The following is an 18,733-nucleotide window of genomic DNA, read 5'->3' as shown; positions in this document are numbered from 1 at the left end:
GCACCCCCCACCCCAAAAACCCTTTCCTACACGTTCCTTTTATGTTCCAAACTGGCGGATGAGCCACATCGCCCCCATCCCCGCGCCCGACGCGGCCCTCGCCCTCACCGCCGCATCCACCCCCGCGCTCGACGCCCACGGCCACGACCCCGCCGCCTACGACTGGGTGCCGGTGCTGAAAAAGCGCCGCAAGGACGGCTGGTCGCCCGACAAGCAGCGTGCCTTTATCGAGGCGCTGGCCGACAGCGGATCGGTCGCCACCGCGGCGCGGACCGTCGGCATGTCCGAATCCTCCGCCTATCGCCTGCGCCGCTCCCCCGGTGCCGAAGCGTTCGACCGCGCCTGGGGCGCGGCGATCGATGCGGCGTCGAAGAAATTGCTCGACGCCGCCTTCGAACGCGCGCTCGTCGGCAGCGAAGAGCCGGTGTTCGATCGCGAAGGCAACCGCGTCGGCCGCCGCCTGCGCCAAAGCGACCGGCTGCTGATGTTCCTGATCCGCGCGTACGGGCCCGACCGGTTTCGGGAGGCCGTCGCCGGTCGCGACGGAGCCCCGGCCGCCACCCCGGTGGCCGAGGCGCTGGCCCATCTGCACCCCGCCCCGCCCGCCGAGCCCGCCGCGCTGATCGCCCCCGACGATCTTGCCGTGGCGCTCGAAGTTGCCGACCTTTGCGACGGGGCGCTGCCGCACTGGTATCGCGACGACTTGGGCGACGACCCGGAAGAGGCGGTCATGACGCCCGCCGCGGCGCCCGGCACCGAACCGCCACAAGGCTGAACTTTCCTGAACTTTGATCCCCCGAATCTTGAACCCGCGGCCGTCAGTGCACCGAAGCCGAAACCGCCACGCCCCCCGCCCGCGCCGCCGCGAACATCACCGCATCGCGCACCACCTCGGGCCGGTCCGCGAGCAGATACAGCTTCACCAGTTCGCGCGTCACCTCGCTGTCGTCGTCGACGACCAGCCGCAGCGAGACGATGCCGAGCTCGCCGCGGTCGATCACCACGTCGCGGACCAGCGCGAGCGGCCACGACAGGGCGCCGCCGCGATAGAGCCGCGCGCCGTCGTGGAAGATCCAGGCGTCGCGCTGGCGCCACAATCGCAGGCAGGTCCAGAAGGCGAACAGCGCGGCGAGCATCGCCGCGCTCGCGATCGCGTCGCCGAACAGGATCGCGCGCAGCATCGCCGCCGCGCCGTCGGCGGCTACCGGCGCCGCCTGCCCGACCGCCAGCGCGGTGAAGACCAGCGCGCTCACCAACTGCCCGGCCAGCAGCGGCTTCGCCTTCAGCCGCGCGATCACGATTTTCCGGTCCCGATGCGTCATCGCCCGCACACATAGGCACGGCAACGCCGCGGCGCCAGCCGTCCGCGTGCCCTTGCGTCCTCATCGTGCCGTGTTATTCTTATAATACAGTAACGGGAGTCGCTGCCATGCCGATGCTTGCCTTCCTCGCCGCCGCCGCGCTCGCCGCGGCACCCGCCCCCGCGGCTGCCCCCCTGCCCGCGCCGATGCCGCAGGGCGAAGAACTCGAACGGCAGATCGCCGACCTCGACGCGCGCCTCTTCTGGGCGGGGTTCGAGGGGTGCGATCCCGATGCGATGGCGCCGCTGCTCGCCCCCGATTTCCGCATGTATCACGACAGGATCGGGGTGTCGGCGACCGACGCCGCCGACATGGTCGCGGGCTTTCGCCGCCAGTGCGACGCGCGAAAGCCCGGCGGCAAGGACGAGGGATACCGGAACCGGCGCGAGATCGTCCCCGGCAGCCGCGTCATCCACCGGATGGCCGACTGGGGGGCGCTCGAAGAGGCGTCGCACCTCTTCTTCGAATGGCGCGGCGCCGACAAGGGCTGGGCGCTCGTCGGCGGCGCGCGCTACATGAACCTGTGGCAATGGCTCCCCGCCGAGCGGCGCTTCGTGCTCAAGCAGAGCTACAGCTACGACCACGCCCCTGCGGCGCCCTATCCGCCCGCCTTCGCTGCCGCGCCCGCGGGCGCCGCAAAATAGCGGCGCCTCGACCGCGGGTTAATGGGTTGACGCTAAAGCCGCGCGGCGAGCCGTTCGAGCATCGCCTGCACCGGCTGCGCGGGCGCGGGGGCGTTCCAGCCCGCCTCGAGCCCGGCGATGCGCTCGAACAGGCGTTCGCTCGCCGCGATGATGCGGCCGATGTTCGGCGCGAAGCGCGCGCAGACCGTCCAGTCGGCGGCGACCGGTTCGCCGATGCGCGCCGCGCTGTCTTCCGGCCCCGCACCCGGATCGCCGGCGATCATCGCGCGGCGGTGGAGCAGCCAGGCGATGATGTGCATCAGCCGCGTCGTGGTCTTCAGCGATTCGCAGGCGAGGCTGAGCTGGAGCAGGCTGTCGCGGCGCCCGGCGCCGAGGTCGCGCGCCGCCGCGAAGGCCGAGTGCGCCTCGTCGGCGAGCAGCATCGCCTCGACATAGAGATTTTCCACCTGCGCGCGGTGTACCGGCAGCGTCGCCGGCGGATGATCGGAGCCCCCTCTGGTCATGCCGGGAGGATGCCACGGGCCCGCGCCGGACCGCAACGCCGCTAACCATTTTTCGGGCGCGCCCCGCGTCCCGTTTTGAGTCACCCGTTTTGAGCGAGGGGTGCGGGTCAGGCGATGATGTCGGGGATGATCTGGTCCTCGCACCACGCGATCTCGTCGCGCAGGCGCAGCTTCTTCTTCTTGAGCCGGGCGAGCTGGAGCTGGTCGGGGACCGCGCCCTCGCCGAGCGCGATGATCGCGGCGTCGAGGTCGCGATGCTCGACGCGGAGCAGTTCGAGGCGCTGGGCGATGTCTTCGGGGTTCACGCCCGCCCTCCTGCCACGATCACGGCCCGTCCGCAACGGGGACCGGGTGAGCGAATCGCCACGACATTGGGGGCGATTCGTGATTTACTCGGGGGTGCCAATCGAGTCGAAAAGGAGAATGGCCCATGAGCATTTCGCACCTTTCCACCCTGAAGTCCCGCCACGCGGACCTCGATGCGAAAATTGCGAATGAAGAACGGCGCCCCGCCCCCGATGCGGCCCTGGTGGCGCAGATGAAGAAGCAGAAACTGAAGATCAAGGAAGAGATGCTCGCGGTCCACTGACGGATCGCGCGTCCCTGCCGCCCCGCTGGCGCTTCTCCCCCGCGGAGCGCGTCAGCGCCGGCGGTAGATGGGGCCCCGTTCGAGCCCCGTTCGCCGCAGATGCGGCGGCAGATCGGACTCCGTGACCACCTGGCGGCGCACCGCCTGCGGATTGACCGGCCGGTCGAAGGCGATCCCGAACTTGCCCTCGCCCACCCACACGATGCGTCCCGGCACGACCCCGACATTCCGAAGCTCGACCTCGACCGCGCTGCCCTGCGAGACCTTCGCGCCCCCTTCGGCCAGCATGCCGCCCGCGGAAAGATTGCGGACGCGCACCATCACGGGCCCCTCGACCCCGGGCAGCCCGAGGCTGGCCTGCAGGAACAGGCTGTCGCGATCGGCGCTGCGCGACAGCGCCGCCACTTGTTCATCGATTGATTCCGGTACCGGCGATTCCATGCGACCCATTTCCCGCGCCCGTTGTTCGAGGCAGTGAATCTAGGGCGCAGCCCTTGCGGAAACGTAAATGGACCGCTGGCGGCGATCAGTCTTCGCGGGAAATCCGCTCGTTGCGCTCGTGGCGCTCCTGCGCCTCCAGCGTCATCGTCGCGATCGGCCGCGCCTGCAGCCGCGCGAGCGAGATCGGCTCGCCGGTCACCGCGCAATAGCCATATTCGCCCTCGTCGATGCGGCGAATCGCGGAATCGATCTTGGCGATCAGCTTGCGCTGGCGGTCGCGGGTCCTGAGTTCGATCGCCCAGTCGGTCTCGCTCGACGCGCGGTCGGCAAGATCGGGTTCGCGCAAGGGGCCATCCTGCAGATGCGCGAGCGTCGATTCGGCTTCGGTCAGGATCGACTTTTTCCAGGCGAGCAGCAGGCCGCGGAAATAGTCCTGCTGCCGCTCGTTCATGAACGGCTCGTCCTCGCTGGGAAGATAGTCCGAATCGAGATTGGATTTGGCTTCGCGAAGCGCGTCGGCACCAACATCGGCAATCTGGGTTGGCATAGCGGGCTTTTCGCGTCCTTTCCTCTCGCCTGGCCGCCGATGCTGGCGGTCCAAGGGATTGCGCCGCGCCTATACCCAGCCACCGGTTGCGATACAAGCGCCTAAGCGGCTGATAGGACGTACGGCTGAAGCGCGGCTGAACCAACCGGGCACCCGAGCGGCGATTCCCGCGGGGTCGCAGCCTGGGCGCGGCGCCCCCTTTTCGAGCCCGGATCTCGCGTCCGCCGTTAACCAATGGCGCAAAATTCGGCTCTTTCCGTTCCGTTTCGGGACAGAAGCGGTCAATTGGGTTGATTCCGCCCCCCAATTCCCGCTCTCGGACAATCAAACGCGGTTAACGCAATTGTCGCGTTCACAAAGCTTTGGCCTTTTGGTCCTAGCCGAAGGGCAAGCGGGTGCCGCGATGGGTGTCGCTCCGCCAAGCAACGGGAAAAGAGAGAGAAACCTATGTCTGTCCGAATGGCCCTCGCCAAGCTCTGCGCCTGCACCTGCGGCGGCGCGATCATCGGCAGCGGCGCGATGCAGATCGCCGATGTCCCGGCGGCCGCCCATGTGCGCAAGGCGCCGTCGTGCAAGCCCTGCACCAAGAAGGTCGTCCGCAAGCGCCACGCGGCGAAGCGGCCGGTGAAGCGGGTGCGCCGCGTCGTCACGACGAAGCGCGTGATCCGCACCGCGACCCCGCAAACCCAGGTCGTCACCCAGACGATCCCGCTGCCCCCCATTCCCTACGCCCCCTTCCCGCGCGGCGAAGGCTTCGAGGGCGGCGGCGGTGCCGGGGTCACGGTGATCGGCGGCGGCTTTGGCGGCGGGTTCGGCGGCGGCTTCTTCGGCGGTTTCTTCGGCGGCAGCAGCGGGGGCAGCAGCGGCAGCGTCGTCGTCACCTCGACGACCACCGGCGGGCTCAGCTCGACGACCAGCAGCACCTCGGGCGGCGTGTCGACCTCGACGGGCGGCGTCAGCACCTCGACCTCGACCGGCGGCGTGTCGACGTCGACCGGCGGCGTATCGACCTCCACCGGAGGCGTCAGCACCTCGACAGGCGGCGTGTCGACCTCGACCGGCGGGGTCAGCACTTCGACCGGCGGCGTGTCGACCTCATCGGGCAATGTCAGCTCCTCCTCGTCGTCGAGCAGCAGTTCGTCGTCGAGTTCGTCTTCCTCCTCGTCCTCCTCGTCGAGTTCTTCCTCCTCGGGCGGCGGCAGCTCGCATGGCCACGGCGGCAGCTCGAGCTGGGGCGGTTCGTCGCATGGGGGCAGTTCGCACGGTCACGGCGGGTCATCGGGCGGATCGAGCAGCAGCTCTTCGTCGAGTTCCTCCTCGTCCTCGTCGTCGAGCTCAACCTCGTCGGGCGCGACCGGCGGCAGCAGCAGCTTCGGCGCGAGCAGCAGTTCCTCGTCTTCGTCGAGCAGCAGCTCGTCGTCCTCCTCTTCCTCGTCGTCGAGCTCCGGCGGCAGCAGCGGCGGCTCGTCGGGCGATCCGACCCCGGTGCCGGCGCCGCCGATGATGCTGCTCTTCGGGGCGGCCGCCGCGGCGCTCGTCGCGCGCCGCCGCGCCGCGAACCGCAACGGCGCCGAGACCGAAGCCGCATAACATCCACTGGCGGCCCGGTGGGGGGCATGGGGCCGTCAATCGAGGGCCGCTCTTCGGAGCGGCCCTTTTTTTCGGCCCCCGGATTTTAGTTTGCCATACGGAAAACCATCCTTATAATTCACCATATGGTGAACCAACAACCGCTCGACGGAATCTTCCACGCGCTCGCCGATCCGACTCGGCGCGCCGTTGTCCATCGCCTGCTGAAGGGCGCGGCGCCGGTGACACAGCTGGCGGGCCCCTTCGACATGGGGCTTCCCGCCTTTCTGAAGCATCTCGCGGTGCTGGAGGGGGCGGGGCTTATCCGGTCGGAAAAGCGCGGACGGGTGCGCACCTGTCACATCGAGGCGGATCGGCTGGGCGCGGCCGAGACATGGCTCTCCGACCAACGCGCCATCTGGCAGGGCCGCGCCGACCGGCTCGCCGATTTCATCGAATCGCAGACCGATCAGGAGCATGAGATATGACCGACACCGCCGAACTCACCATTTCGCGCCTGATCGCCGCACCGCCCGCCGCGGTATGGGATGCATGGCGCGATCCCGCAAAGCTCGAAAAATGGTGGATCCCCGCGCCGATCGAGTGCCAGGTGGCCCGGCTCGACCTTCGCCCCGGTGGCGGCTTCGTAACCCGAATGCGCGAAGGCGGCGGCGACTGGCAGCCACATATCGACGGATGCTTTCTCGACGCGGTACCGAACGAACGGCTCGTCTTCACCACCGTGATGACCGAAAGGTGGCAACCCGCCGAGCCCTGGCTCGCGATGACCGCGATCCTGACCTTCGAGGCGAAGGACGGCGGCACCCTCTATTCCTCGCGCGTCCTCCACAGGAACCCCGAGGACGCCGCCAGGCATGAGGAGATGGGCTTTCGCGACGGCTGGGGCACCGTGCTCGGCCAACTGGCGGAGATGCTGGAGCGGTAAGTCGGGGTTGCACCGCCCGCGCCGCGCCGCCATAGCGCGGCCATGCACGATATCCGCCTGATCCGCGAAAACCCGCAAGCGTTCGACGCCGGCCTCGCACGCCGCGGTCTCGAACCCCTGTCCGCCGAGATTCTCGCGGCCGACGCGTCGCTGCGTGCGCTCCAGACCGACATGCAGGCCGCGCTCGCGCGCCGCAACGAAGCGTCGAAGGCGATCGGTCAGGCGATGGCCAAAGGCGACGCGGACACCGCCGAGACGTTGAAGGCCGAAGTCGCCGCGCTCAAGCAATCGCTTCCCGAACAGGAAGCCGCCGAGCGCGAACGGATCGCCGCGCTGCACGACAGTCTCGCCGCGCTCCCCAACCTGCCCGCCGCCGACGTGCCCGATGGCGCCGACGAGGAAGGCAATGTCGAGATTTCGCGCTGGGGCACGCCGCGCGCGTTCGATTTCACGCCGCAGGAGCATGCCGATTTCGCCCCGGCGCTCGGGCTCGATTTCGAAACCGCGGCGAAGATGTCGGGCGCGCGCTTCGCCTTTTTGAAAGGGCCGATGGCGCGGCTCGAGCGCGCGCTCGGCCAGTTCATGCTCGACAAGCAGACGAACGAGGCGGGTTACAGCGAATGCGCGACCCCGCTGCTCGTCCGCGACGAGGCGGCGTTCGGGACGACCCAGCTTCCCAAATTCCGCGAGGATCTGTTCCAGACCACCGATGGGATGTGGTTGATCTCGACCTCCGAAATGAGCCTGACCAACGCGGTGCGCGAAGAAATATTGGCGGAGGCCGATTTGCCGATCCGCATGACCGCGCTCACCCCCTGCTTCCGCTCCGAGGCCGGATCGGCAGGGCGCGACACGCGCGGCTATATCCGCCAGCATCAGTTCTGGAAGGTCGAGCTCGTTTCGATCGTCCGTCCCGAAGACAGCGACGCCGAACTCGAACGCAAGACGTGCGCGGCGGAGGCGATCCTCGAGGCGCTCGACCTGCCCTATCGCAAGATGCTGCTCTGCGCCGGCGACATGGGCTTCGCCGCGCGCAAGACCTACGACCTCGAAGTGTGGCTGCCGGGACAGGGCGCCTATCGCGAGATTTCGAGCTGCTCGAACTGCGGCGACTTCCAGGCGCGGCGCATGAACACGCGGTTCCGCCGCGAGGGTGCGAAAGGCAATGAGTTCGTCCACACGCTCAACGGCTCGGGTCTCGCGGTCGGGCGCACGCTGGTCGCGATATTGGAGAATTATCAGCAAGCCGACGGCAGCGTCGATATTCCGCAGGCGCTGCTGCCCTATATGGGCGGACTGACCAGACTGGCGCCGACCGACTGACGAAGCAGAAAGAGAAAATCTTGCGCATCCTCCTCACCAACGACGATGGTTACCATGCTCCCGGCTTCGCGGTGCTCGAAGCGATCGCGCGCCAGCTCAGCGACGATATCTGGGTTTGCGCGCCCGCCGAGGAACAGTCGGGCGCCGGCCATTCGCTCACCCTCTCCCGCCCCGTCCGCGTGCGTCAGCATGGGGAGCGGCGCTGGTCCTGCACCGGCACGCCCACCGATTCGGTGATGATCGCAATCGGCAAGCTGATGCCCGAGCGGCCCGACCTGATCCTCTCGGGCGTCAATCGCGGCGCCAACCTTGGCGACGACGTCACTTATTCGGGGACCGTCTCGGCGGCGATCGAGGGCGCGCTCGCGGGCATCCCGGCGGTTGCGCTGAGCCAGGTCTATGCGCGCGAAGGCATGGGCGACACGGTGCCGTTCGAAGCGGCCGAGGCCTGGGGCGCCAAGGTGCTCGCCCCGCTGCTCGCGACCCCGATGGCGCCGCGCACAATGGTCAATATCAACTTCCCCGCGATCCCGACCGCCGAGGTCAAGGGCATTCGCGTCGTCCGCCAGGGTTTCCACGACTATAATCGCGGCTCGATCGTCGAGGGCACCGACCCGCGCGGCTACACCTACTACTGGTTCGGGCTGCATGGCATCGAGCATTCGCTGGGCCACGACAGCGACCTCGAAGCAATCGACGACGGCTATATCGCGGTCACCCCGCTCCAGCTCGACCTCACCCACGACGCGTCGCTCGCGGCGCTGCGCAGCGCCTACGAGATCTGATCTACGCCGTTTCCAGCCGCGCCCGAATCGAATAGCAGTTGACCCGATGAAGCGACTGCCTCCACGATAGCCACACGATGGCGAAGCGATTGACCAAGAGCGTCCAGCGGCAGTTCGAGGTGCTACGCCGCGCGACGCGCTGGCCGGTGTGGGCCGATCTGGCGACGCGGCTGGGCATCGCCTTCCTGCTGATCGCCATCGTCGTGCTCGTCCACTGGAGCGATCGCGCCGGGCTCCGCGACAGCTACGACGGTCATGTCAGCTTCCTCGACGTCGTCTATTTCACCATGATCTCGGTGACCACGACGGGCTTCGGCGACATCACCCCGGTGTCCGACCGCTCGCGATTGATCGAGGCGGTGATCGTGACGCCGATCCGCATCGCCGTCCTCTTCATCTTCATCGGCACCGCCTATCAATTCGTCCTCAAACGCACATGGGAAAAATGGCGCATGGCCCGCATCCAGGCAAAGCTCACCGACCATATCGTCGTCCTCGGCTTCGGCATCAGCGGCAGCGAAGCGGTCAAGGAACTCATCGCGCGCGGCACCGACCCCGCGCAAATCGTCGTGATCGACCAGGCGCGCGGGCGTATCAATGCCGCCGAGCATATGGGCTGCAACGTGCTGGAGGGCGACGCCTCGAATGACGACACGCTGATCCATATCCGCATCGCGGAGGCGCGGTCGGTGCTGGTTTCGGCCGGGCGCGACGACACCTCGATCCTGATCGTGCTGACCGTCCGCCACCTGTCGCCGCACGTCCCGATCAGCGTCGTCATCCGCGCGCAGGACAATGAACTGCTCGCGCGCCAGGCGGGCGCGAACAACGTCATCAACCCGGTCAGCTTCACCGGCCTGCTGCTCGCCGGATCGGCCGAGGGCGCGCATGTCGCCGACTATATGGCCGACCTCGCCGGGATCGCGGGGCGCGTCCAGCTCGTCGAACGGGCGATCAGCGGCGAAGAGGTCGGCGGCAGCATCGACCAGCTCGCTTCCGGCGGCCGCGGCCTGCGCATCTACCGCGGCGGCAAGCCCTATGGCTTCTGGGAAGACGAGGCGAAGCGGCTGCAGCCAGGCGACCATGTGGTCGAGGTCGTTCGCTGCGGAGGCAGCGAGGCGGACGCGTCCTAGGTGCGCCAGAACAGCCAGGCGGCCCACAGCCACCCGGCGATCAGCAATGTTCCCCCGATCGGCGTTACCGCGCCCAGCCACCGCGGCCCGCCCAGCGCCATCGCATAGAGGGTGACCGCGAACAGCGCCGAGCCCGCGAGCAGCAGGATCGCCGGCCCGCGCGCAAAACCCATGATCGCGAGCGCGGCGACCGCGTGGATGAGCTGATAGAGCCCGCCGGTCCGCAGCCAGTCGGCCTCCTGCTGGCCCGCCGCGCCATGCGCCCCGAAAGCCCCTGCCGCAACCGCCACCGCCGCCGAAATCGCCGCCAACACACCCAGCATCGTTCCGCCACCTTTCCTTTGCGAACCCGCGACCTGCATGGCCCCGCGCGCCACGCGTGACAAGGGCCGCGAAATCGACTAAAGGCGCGCCCGATCATGACAACCAAGACTCTTCCCGCCCAGCCGAAAGTCGGCATGGTGTCGCTCGGCTGCCCGAAGGCGCTGGTCGACAGCGAACGCATTTTGACCAAGCTGCGCGCCGACGGGTACGGCCTGTCGCCCGACTATGCCGGCGCCGACGTCGTTCTGGTCAACACCTGCGGCTTCCTCGATTCGGCGAAGGAGGAAAGCCTCGAGGCGATCGGCGAGGCGATGGCCGAGAACGGCCGCGTCATCGTCACCGGCTGCATGGGCAGCGAAGCGGACGTCATCCGCGCCCGCTTCCCGAAGGTGCTGGCGGTCACCGGCGCGCATCAATATGAGCAAGTCGTTGATGCCGTTCACGACGCCGCGCCGCCGACGCAGGGGCCGTTCGTCGATCTGGTGCCCGAAGGTGGGCTGAAACTCACCCCCCGGCACTATAGCTATCTGAAGATCAGCGAAGGCTGCAACCACAGCTGCGCCTTCTGCATCATCCCCGATCTTCGCGGAAAACTGGTCAGCCGCCGCATCGACGCGGTGCTGCGCGAGGCCGAAAAGCTGGTCGCCGCGGGGACGAGGGAATTGTTGGTGATCAGCCAGGATACTTCGGCTTACGGCGTCGATATTCGTCACGATCCGCGCCAATGGCACGGCCGCGAAGTGCGCGCCCATATGACCGACCTCGCGCGCGAACTCGGCCAACTCCGCACCAGCGAAGGCCGCGCCCCGTGGGTGCGCCTCCACTATGTATACCCTTACCCCCATGTCGACGCGATCATCCCGCTGATGGCCGAGGGGTTGCTGACCCCCTATCTCGACATTCCGTTCCAGCACGCGAGCCCCAGCGTCCTCAAGCGCATGAAGCGCCCCGCCAACGAGGCCAAGGTGCTCGAACGGCTGAAAAGCTGGCGCCAGGTCGCCCCCGACATCGCGATCCGGTCGAGCTTCGTCGTCGGCTTCCCCGGCGAGACCGAGGAGGATTTCCGCTACCTCCTCGACTGGCTCGACGAAGCGCAGCTCGACCGCGTCGGCGCCTTCCGCTTCGAGCCCGTCGCAGGCGCGCAGGCGAACGCCCTCCCCGACCCGGTGCCCGAGGAGGTCAAGGAAGAGCGCTATCAGCGCATCATGGAAAAGACCGCCGCGATCAGCGCCGCGAAGCTCGAAGCGAAGATCGGCCGCACGCTGCCCGTGATCATCGACGAGGTCGGCGAAGCCGACGAAGAGGGCAGCATCGGCGCCACCGGCCGCAGCCAGGCCGACGCCCCCGAGATCGACGGTCACGTCTACCTCCGCGACGTCGCCGCGACGCTCAAGGCCGGCGATATCGTCGACGTCATCGTCGAGGATGCCGACGAGCATGACCTGTTCGGGGCGGTCGCGCCCGACGCCTGAGGCGCCGCTTCAGGGCGTCGCCGCCCCTGCCAGCTCCTCGCGCCGCATTCCGAACGGGGTCGCAAATTCGAGCGGGATATCGCGCGCGACCTTATCGAAGATCGGGGCGACGTCGGGCCGCGGCCGGATGCGCTGCGCCAGCGACGGCCTGACCGAGTGGATATAATAGAAATCGAACTCGGGCCGTTGCAGAGCGGTCGCCATCGACATCGCTCCATATTGATCGCCAAGCTCGCGGCGCACGATCTCGGCCGCGCGTTCCTCGGCCCCTCCGCACAGCAATGCCGAAGCCGCCACCGTCACCGATTCGTCCAGATGATCTTCGACCTCGGCCATCACGGCCTTGGCCTCCTCGGCACGCCCGAGCGCAGTCAAGGCGCAAATCTTGTCGTAACGGACAAGCATGCGCGCATAGTCGCTACCCGACCGGTGGGCGATCCGGCCTGCATAATCGGCCGCCTCGAGACCCTTTTCATATTGCCCCAGATCGACGAACCTCGACCCGCGGTTGATTGCAAAATTGACCATCCACCCGCTCTGCGCTGGGTCATACGGCTGCTCGACGATCCGATCGAAGATATCGGCAGCCTCGTCGTGGCGCCCCAGGGCGTCGAGGGCGTAGACTTTGGCGTTGAGCGCCCAGCCCATATCTTCGGACAGGCCCGCAAAATCATCTGGCTGGCGCGTGTCGACGAGCGTGATGACATCTTCGAAACGCGCATTGCGCAAATAGGAGGTGGCGAGTTCCTGAAAGGCGCGCAGATTGTCGGGTTCCGCCTTTTGCCGCGCGATCGCCCGGGCGAGCTCGGCATCGAGCAGCTTGTGAAGGTGCGGACCGGCTTTCGCCTCGAGCTGCGGCCACAAGGGTTCGAAACGCCGGTCGCCGAGCGCCGCAACCACCGAATCCGCCGACCCGACGCCCTCGACCTGCTCGCGCGCGCGCTCGAAATTCCCCGCTTCGACCTCGGCGGCGAACAGGTCCGACCGAAACGAGATTTGGACGTCTTCGTTGAATTTTCCGATGCGCTGCGGTTCCTGCAGCGCGCGCATGAGCGTCAGAGCACCGTCGAAATCCTTGGCCATGCGATAGGACCGCAGCAGCTGTCCCGTCGAGCGCGCCAGAACCTCCTCCTGCCCCCCGGCCTCCGGCGTTTCCAGAAAGGCGAGCAGGTGCGCCGACGCCGCGGCGCGATCGCCCGCGAGCCCCGCGATATCGACGAAGGCGAGCTCGCCGAGATCGATACCGCCCTGCGACTGCACATATTTCAGCTTCTGGTAGGCGTCGGTCCAGCGCTGTTCGGTGAGCGCGCATTGCATCTCCGTCAGCGCGCGAAAATATTTGATGTTCGGATTGAAGCTGCCACGATTTTCCATCTGCGAATAGAGCGGCAGCATGAAACCGCACCAGTCGGACTCCCGGCGTTCGGCAGCGGCAGTATAGGCTTTGGACAGCTCGGCGTCGGTCATCCGGGTAAAATCAGGACGCTGGTGCGGCGCCTCGCCTTCAGCCGTCATCGCGGCCACCGGCAGCGCCAGCAGACCCGTCAGCAGCGCCAGCCGCACCGTCCTTACCCTCATGCAAAATCCCCCGTCCTGCTTGCCGGGCCAGACTAGCCGGTTCGGCGGCGCGGTCCAGCCCGAACCCGATTTCCCACCAGATCGGCAGCTTTGTTTAGCGCCATTCGATGATAGAATGGTGCGGCACGGGGAGATTCATGCTCGGCTCCAAGATTTTCGCAACGGCATTGCTGACCAGTCTGGCGCTCGCGGGCTGCAAGCGCCAGACCATTGCCGACGTCGCGCCGCCCCAGGCCACCGACGTCGCCCCCACTCCGAAGCAGATGTCGCTGATCGCGGTGCCGATCGACGCCGACGCGGCGATGCTGAAGGTGGCGCTCGAACGCGCGGTGCCGCGCACCTTGTGGACCATCAACCGGCGCGAAAAGGCATGCGTGCCGCCGCAGCGGGTCAAGGTCTTCGGCAAGCGGGTGAAGGTCACGCCGCCGGTCGCCTGCACGATCGTCGGCAAGGTGACGCGCGGGACGCTGCGCCTGCGCGGCGAGGGCGACGAGATCGTCGTCGACGTACCGCTGAACGCGGTGATCAGCGCGCGCGACGTCGGCGGGGTGCTGAAGGGCGAGACCGCGACCGGATCGGCGATGGCGCACGCCCGCATCCGCGTCGAACTCGGCCCCGACTGGCGCCTGCAAGGCAAAGCCCGGATCGGCTATGGCTGGACCAAGGCGCCGGGGATCGACTTCCTCGGCCGCCGCATCACCTTCACCGACGAGGCCGATGCCCGGCTGAAGCCTGTGGTGCGCGACGTCGAGCGCGAGGTGACGCGCGAGATCGCGAAGATTCACCTCGAACGCCAGGCGGCCGACATCTGGCGGCAAAGCTTCACGACGCTGGCGCTCAACCGCGAAAATCCGCCGGTGTGGATGCGTGTCACGCCGCAGCGCATCCTCTATGGCGGCTACAGCCTCGACGGTGGGCGCATCCGGCTCAACCTCGGGCTCGAGGCGGTGACCGAGAGCTTCGTCGGCGACCGTCCGGCCGATCCCGCCGCGACGCCGCTGCCGCGACTCGAACGCGGGAAGCTGACCCCTCGGCTCGACGTCTTCGTTCCCGTCGTCGCCGACTATGCCGAACTCGAACCCGTGATCCTGCGCGCGCTGGTCAAGCGATCGACGCGGCCGTTCGAACTGCCACGCATCGGCCCGGTGACCGCGGCCTTTACCAAGGTCACCGCCTATGGCTCGCCCGGGGGCCGGATCGCGGTAGGTGTGTCGGTCGAGGCCCAGCCGCAGCGCATCCGTCAAGTGCCGACGCACGGCCGCATCTGGGCGACGGCGGTGCCGGTCAACGAACCAGGCTCGGCCGAGGTGCGCTTCACCGATATCCGCATCACCGGCGATACCGACGGCATCGGCGGCGACCTGCTCATCAAGCTGGGACAGAGTCCCGGCTTCACGACACTGATCGCCGAGGCGCTGACCCAGAATTTCACCCGCGACGTCGAGGGGCTCGAAGGAAAAATCCGCCGCGCGGTCGACCAGCGGCGCGAAGGCGCCTTCCTGATCCGCACCCGCATGGAAGGTTTCGAGACCGGCGAAATCAAGGCCTATGGCAACGGGCTCTATCTGCCGGTGCGGATGACGGGTTCGGCAACCGTCGATTACCGGCCGGCGAAATAGGTCAGAACAGCCGCGTCAGCGAGTAGAAGAGCGCCGCGACGATGGCGCTCGCCGGGATGGTGATGAACCAGGCTACGACGACATTGCCCGCGACGCCCCAGCGCACCGCGCTCGCGCGGCGGGCGACGCCGGCGCCGATGATGCTGCCGGTGATGGTGTGCGTCGTCGATACGGGGATGCCGAGCAGGCTGGCGGTAAAGACCATGATCGAGCCGCCCGTCGAGGCGGCGAAACCCTGATGGTGCGACAGCTTGGTGATGCGTCCGCCCATCGTCTCGATGATCTTCCACCCGCCCGACAGGGTGCCGAGCGCGATCGCGATATAGCAGCAAAAGGCCACCCAGTGCGGGACGTGGAAGTCGCCGGCCATATAGCCGGTCGAATAAAGCAGCACCGCGATGATCCCCATCGTTTTCTGCGCATCGTTGAGACCGTGGCTGAGCGAATAGGCGGCCGAAGAGAAGAGGTGCAGCGTGCGAAAGCTCCGCTCGGCGAACTTCGCGGTCGCGCCGCGTAGCGCCCAGCTGCTCGCAAGCATCACCAGCATCGATAGCAGCATGCCGAGCAGCGGCGAAAGAAAGATGGCGATGACTGTCTTGTTGAGCCCCGACCACTGGATACCCTCGAATCCCGCATGCGCGACGCCGGCGCCGACGATGCCGCCGACCAGCGCGTGGCTCGACGACGAAGGGATGCCCTTCAGCCAGGTGACGATGTTCCAGAACATCGCGCCGACCAGCGCGCCGAACACGACTGCAGGGGTGACCAGATCCTTGTCGATCAGCCCCGCGCCGATCGTCTCGGCCACCTTGTGTAGCGCGGGAAAGGCGAGGCTCAGGAAATAGGCGGCGAAGTTGAAGAAGGCCGCGAACAGCACCGCCTGCACCGGCCGCAGCAGCCGCGTGGCAACAACCGTCGCGATACTGTTCGCCGCGTCGTGCAGCCCGTTCAGGAAATCGAACGCCAGCGCGAGGAGGATCAGGCCGACGAGAAGGGGAAATGCCAGTTCGTGCATGGTGGGGCGCCCCGCCTACGCGTGGTCGATGACCAGGCCGTCGATTTCGTTCGCGACATCCTCGAACCGGTCGACGACGCGTTCGAGGTGGCTGTAGAGTTCGCGCGCGATCATGAAATGGATCGTGTTCGTCTCGCCATGTTCGCGGAACAGGCGCTTGAGCCCGGCGGCGTGGATCTCGTCGGCATGCCCCTCCATCCGCACCAGCCGCTCGGTGAGTTCGTGAAGGCGCGCGCCGTTCGCCGAGATGTTGCGCAGCAGAGGCAGCGCCTCGACGGTCAGCCGCGCGGCATCGACGATGATGCCGGCGATGTCGCGCATCTCGGGGTAGAATTCGCGCACGTCATAGAGGTCGATCGCGCCCGCGGTCTTCTGCATCTCGTCGATGGCATCGTCCATCGAGGCGATGAGGTCGGTGATCGCGCTGCGGTCGAACGGGGTCAGGAAGGTGCGGCGCACCGTCTGCAGCACCTCGCGCGTGATCGCGTCGGCGTCGTGCTCGCGCTCGACGATTTCCTGGATATGGTCCGCCATGCCGTCGCCGCCCTGCAGCAGCCGCGCGAGCGCCTCGGCCCCCGCCGCCAGCGTCGCGGCGTGGCGTTCGAACAGCTCGAAGAAATTGCCCTGCTTGGGAAGCAGGCGCTGGAACCAGGCGAACATGTGGCTAACCCCCGTTTTTTCCGCAATATTGTCGACAACGCCGCTGGTACGGGCGACGGCGCGAAAGCCGGTGTCGCCGAACGAACGGATCAGCGCCTGCAGATCGGCCTCGTCGACCACCTTTGCCGCTTCGTCGAAAGCGAACCAGCGCCGCTCGCGCTCGTCCTGTTCCTTCCACTCGCCGAGTTCCCTGGTCACCGCGAGCGGGAAGACCTCGACGTCGAGCATCACCGACGCGCCGTTCGGGCGGCGCTTGCGATAATGATAGCTGCCGATCGGGGTCGGACATACCGCACCGATGACGCCGGCTTCCTCCTCGGCCTCGATCGCGGCCGAGGCGTGGCCGGGCATGCCGGTGAGCGGGTTGCCCTTCGGAATCACCCAGCGGCCGGTGCCACGCGAGGTGATCAGCAATATCTCTGTCGGCCCGTCCATGCCGGGACCGCCGAACCGATAGGGGAGGACGGCTATCTGACGCATATAAAAGCCCTCCCTTTCCTGGCGGCGGCCGATGATGACGACTGGGTGACGCCCCTATGACAATATTGTGACAGCGGCAATGCCCGCGCTGCCGCGACGGCCCTTTCCGTAAACGTCAATTCGATTGCAAAATGCAACGCTATGCGTAAGCTGCGTCCATAAAGATATACGGGAGAAAGCATGATGGCAGGCACGGCGACGATGGAACGCCCCGCGGGCGCGAAGGCTGCTCCGGTCGATCAGGATGTGCTGATCGTCGGCGCGGGTATTTCGGGGATCGGCATGGCGGTGCATCTCCAGATGAACTGCCCCGACCGCAGCTTCGGCCTCGTCGAGCGCCGCGCCAATCTGGGCGGCACCTGGGACCTGTTCCGCTATCCCGGCATCCGGTCGGACAGCGACATGCACACGCTGGGCTTCGTCTTCGAGCCGTGGAAGCATGAGAAGTCGATCGCCGACGGGCCCGCGATCCTCGAATATCTGAACCGCATCGTCGACGAACGCCACATTCGTGAGCGCATCCAGCTGGGCCGCAAGGTCGTCGGCGCCGACTGGAGCAGCGCCGAGGCGCGCTGGACGGTGACGCTGGAGGACGAGGCGGGCCAGACGTCGACCACCACCGCGCGCTGGCTCTATCTCGGCTCGGGCTATTACGACTATGACGAGCCGTTCGACGCCAATTTCACCGGGCGCGAGGATTTCGAAGGGCAGATCGTCCACCCGCAGTTCTGGCCGAAGGATTTCGACTATTCGGGCAAGAAGGTCGTCGTGATCGGATCGGGCGCGACCGCGGTCACCATCGTGCCGTCGATGACCGAAAAGGGCGACGGCAAAGGCGCGGCGCACGTCACGATGCTCCAGCGCACGCCGACCTGGTATTTCATCCGCCCGGCCAAGGATGGTTTCGCCAATTTCCTGCGCAAGATCCTGCCCGAGGAGCTGGCGTACAAGATCACGCGCTTCAAGAATGTGCGGCTGCAGGACATCGCCTTTCGCCGCGCGCGGGAAAAGCCCGAGAAGGTCCGCGACTTCCTGACCAGGAAGTTGAAGGCCGCGCTCGGCGACCGCTATGACGAAAAGGCGTTCACCCCTCCCTACAATCCGTGGGAACAGCGCCTCTGCCTCGTCCCCGACGCCGATTTCTTCGAGGCGATGAAGGCCGACAAGGCCTCGGTCGTCACCGACCATATCGAACGCTTCGACAAAACCGGCATCCAATTGAAATCGGGCCAGCATCTCGACGCCGACATCATCATCACCGCGACGGGGCTCAAGCTCGCGGTAGCGGGCAAGATCCCGGTGCGTGTCGACGGCGATCCCGTCGATTGGAGCCAGCATTTCTATTACAAGGCGTGCATGTTCTCGAATGTGCCGAACTTCGCGGTCGTGTTCGGCTATCTGAACGCGTCGTGGACGCTGCGCGCCGACATCGTCGCCGAATATGTCTGCCGCGTCCTCAACCATATGCGGGACACGAACACCGAGGTGGCGACGCCGGTGCTCGCGGACCCGGCGAGCCTGACCGAAGAGAATATCTTCGATTTCTCTTCGGGCTATATCCAGCGCGCGCTGCACATCATGCCCAAGAACGCCGACAGGCTGCCGTGGCGGCTCAGCCAGAATTATGTGCAGGACCGCGTCGACATGCGCACCGGCGCGGTCGACGACGGCGTGCTTGGCTTCGGCCATGCGGGCGCCTCGCGGGTGGCCGCGGCACCGGCGGAACTCGAAGCGGCGGAATAGG

General features: G+C 67.1%; 21 protein-coding genes. 12 read left to right on the top strand and 9 right to left on the bottom strand.

Annotated features, from left to right (window positions below):
• Positions 1–58: 58 nt before the first annotated feature.
• Positions 59–775 (top strand): hypothetical protein, encoded by a 717-nt coding sequence (locus CD928_RS07135; protein ID WP_095386422.1) that lies wholly within the window; start codon positions 59–61, stop codon positions 773–775.
• Between the two features lie 43 nt (positions 776–818).
• Here CD928_RS07135 and CD928_RS07130 read toward each other — a convergent pair whose 3' ends face one another.
• Positions 819–1,322 (bottom strand): hypothetical protein, encoded by a 504-nt coding sequence (locus CD928_RS07130; RefSeq protein WP_255247071.1) that lies wholly within the window; start codon positions 1,320–1,322, stop codon positions 819–821.
• A gap of 107 nt (positions 1,323–1,429) precedes the next feature.
• Here CD928_RS07130 and CD928_RS07125 point away from each other — a divergent pair, with 107 nt between their 5' ends.
• Positions 1,430–2,005, top strand: a complete 576-nt coding sequence (locus tag CD928_RS07125; protein WP_095386421.1) for a DUF4440 domain-containing protein — start codon at positions 1,430–1,432, stop codon at positions 2,003–2,005.
• 32 nt (positions 2,006–2,037) lie between these two features.
• On the opposite strand, the gene CD928_RS07120 is transcribed toward CD928_RS07125, so the two are convergent.
• Positions 2,038–2,508 (bottom strand): DUF1465 family protein, encoded by a 471-nt coding sequence (locus tag CD928_RS07120; RefSeq protein ID WP_095386420.1) that lies wholly within the window; start codon positions 2,506–2,508, stop codon positions 2,038–2,040.
• A 107-nt stretch (positions 2,509–2,615) separates the two neighbouring features.
• Entirely contained in the window at positions 2,616–2,813 is a 198-nt protein-coding gene (locus CD928_RS07115) for a YdcH family protein (protein ID WP_095386419.1), read from the bottom strand.
• Between the two features lie 125 nt (positions 2,814–2,938).
• On the opposite strand from CD928_RS07115, the gene CD928_RS07110 reads away from it, so the two are divergent.
• Complete coding sequence (locus tag CD928_RS07110; protein WP_095386418.1) at positions 2,939–3,097, top strand: YdcH family protein; 159 nt, start codon at positions 2,939–2,941, stop codon at positions 3,095–3,097.
• A gap of 51 nt (positions 3,098–3,148) precedes the next feature.
• Here CD928_RS07110 and CD928_RS07105 read toward each other — a convergent pair whose 3' ends face one another.
• Positions 3,149–3,502 carry a PilZ domain-containing protein gene (locus tag CD928_RS07105; RefSeq protein WP_255247070.1) on the bottom strand — a complete coding sequence of 118 codons (354 nt, stop codon included), beginning with the start codon at positions 3,500–3,502 and terminating at the stop codon, positions 3,149–3,151.
• A 121-nt stretch (positions 3,503–3,623) separates the two neighbouring features.
• Positions 3,624–4,085 (bottom strand): RNA polymerase-binding protein DksA, encoded by a 462-nt coding sequence (gene dksA / locus CD928_RS07100; RefSeq protein ID WP_095386416.1) that lies wholly within the window; start codon positions 4,083–4,085, stop codon positions 3,624–3,626.
• A gap of 447 nt (positions 4,086–4,532) precedes the next feature.
• On the opposite strand from dksA, the gene CD928_RS23355 reads away from it, so the two are divergent.
• The 6 genes from CD928_RS23355 (at position 4,533) to CD928_RS07065 (ending at position 9,841) form a co-directional block, all read left to right on the top strand.
• A complete protein-coding gene (locus CD928_RS23355) occupies positions 4,533–5,675 on the top strand; it encodes a PEP-CTERM sorting domain-containing protein (protein WP_176473494.1) in 1,143 nt (380 codons plus the stop codon).
• Between the two features lie 125 nt (positions 5,676–5,800).
• Positions 5,801–6,142 (top strand): helix-turn-helix transcriptional regulator, encoded by a 342-nt coding sequence (locus CD928_RS07085; protein ID WP_095386414.1) that lies wholly within the window; start codon positions 5,801–5,803, stop codon positions 6,140–6,142.
• Positions 6,139–6,600, top strand: a complete 462-nt coding sequence (locus CD928_RS07080; protein ID WP_095386413.1) for an SRPBCC family protein — start codon at positions 6,139–6,141, stop codon at positions 6,598–6,600. Before CD928_RS07085 ends, CD928_RS07080 begins: the two co-directional genes overlap by 4 nt.
• A 42-nt stretch (positions 6,601–6,642) precedes the next feature.
• Positions 6,643–7,923 (top strand): serine--tRNA ligase, encoded by a 1,281-nt coding sequence (gene serS / locus CD928_RS07075; RefSeq protein ID WP_095386412.1) that lies wholly within the window; start codon positions 6,643–6,645, stop codon positions 7,921–7,923.
• A 20-nt stretch (positions 7,924–7,943) separates the two neighbouring features.
• The gene (gene surE / locus CD928_RS07070) at positions 7,944–8,708 is read left to right on the top strand and encodes a 5'/3'-nucleotidase SurE (RefSeq protein ID WP_095386411.1); all 765 of its coding nucleotides are present in this window, start codon (positions 7,944–7,946) and stop codon (positions 8,706–8,708) included.
• A 77-nt stretch (positions 8,709–8,785) separates the two neighbouring features.
• Positions 8,786–9,841 carry a TrkA family potassium uptake protein gene (locus CD928_RS07065; protein WP_095386410.1) on the top strand — a complete coding sequence of 352 codons (1,056 nt, stop codon included), beginning with the start codon at positions 8,786–8,788 and terminating at the stop codon, positions 9,839–9,841.
• Here the strand turns inward: CD928_RS07065 and CD928_RS07060 are convergent.
• Positions 9,838–10,164, bottom strand: a complete 327-nt coding sequence (locus CD928_RS07060; protein WP_095386409.1) for a DUF423 domain-containing protein — start codon at positions 10,162–10,164, stop codon at positions 9,838–9,840. The two genes, CD928_RS07065 and CD928_RS07060, sit on opposite strands and share 4 nt — an antisense overlap.
• Before the next feature lie 96 nt (positions 10,165–10,260).
• Here CD928_RS07060 and rimO point away from each other — a divergent pair, with 96 nt between their 5' ends.
• Positions 10,261–11,637, top strand: coding sequence for a 30S ribosomal protein S12 methylthiotransferase RimO (rimO, locus tag CD928_RS07055; RefSeq protein ID WP_095386408.1), 1,377 nt, complete (start codon positions 10,261–10,263; stop codon positions 11,635–11,637).
• A gap of 9 nt (positions 11,638–11,646) precedes the next feature.
• Here the strand turns inward: rimO and CD928_RS07050 are convergent, their stop codons facing one another.
• Positions 11,647–13,215 (bottom strand): hypothetical protein, encoded by a 1,569-nt coding sequence (locus CD928_RS07050; protein WP_141237115.1) that lies wholly within the window; start codon positions 13,213–13,215, stop codon positions 11,647–11,649.
• A gap of 137 nt (positions 13,216–13,352) precedes the next feature.
• Here CD928_RS07050 and CD928_RS07045 point away from each other — a divergent pair, with 137 nt between their 5' ends.
• A complete protein-coding gene (locus CD928_RS07045; protein ID WP_095386406.1) occupies positions 13,353–14,834 on the top strand; it encodes a DUF4403 family protein in 1,482 nt (493 codons plus the stop codon).
• A gap of 1 nt (position 14,835) precedes the next feature.
• Here the strand turns inward: CD928_RS07045 and CD928_RS07040 are convergent, their stop codons facing one another.
• Both CD928_RS07040 and CD928_RS07035 read right to left on the bottom strand, forming a co-directional pair.
• The gene (locus tag CD928_RS07040; protein ID WP_095386405.1) at positions 14,836–15,849 is read right to left on the bottom strand and encodes an inorganic phosphate transporter; all 1,014 of its coding nucleotides are present in this window, start codon (positions 15,847–15,849) and stop codon (positions 14,836–14,838) included.
• Between the two features lie 15 nt (positions 15,850–15,864).
• Positions 15,865–16,989 (bottom strand): DUF47 family protein, encoded by a 1,125-nt coding sequence (locus CD928_RS07035; RefSeq protein WP_095386404.1) that lies wholly within the window; start codon positions 16,987–16,989, stop codon positions 15,865–15,867.
• A 183-nt stretch (positions 16,990–17,172) separates the two neighbouring features.
• Between CD928_RS07035 and CD928_RS07030 the strand changes: the two genes are divergently transcribed.
• On the top strand, positions 17,173–18,732 hold the full coding sequence (locus CD928_RS07030) for an NAD(P)/FAD-dependent oxidoreductase (protein WP_255247078.1): 1,560 nt from the start codon (positions 17,173–17,175) through the stop codon (positions 18,730–18,732).
• Position 18,733: the final 1 nt, after the last annotated feature.

Origin of the sequence: Sphingopyxis sp. GW247-27LB, from assembly GCF_002277025.1 — a bacterium.
GTDB lineage: Bacteria > Pseudomonadota > Alphaproteobacteria > Sphingomonadales > Sphingomonadaceae > Sphingopyxis.
Note: the sequence above shows the minus strand (reverse complement) of the source record. Positions and strands in the feature narration are given on the sequence as shown.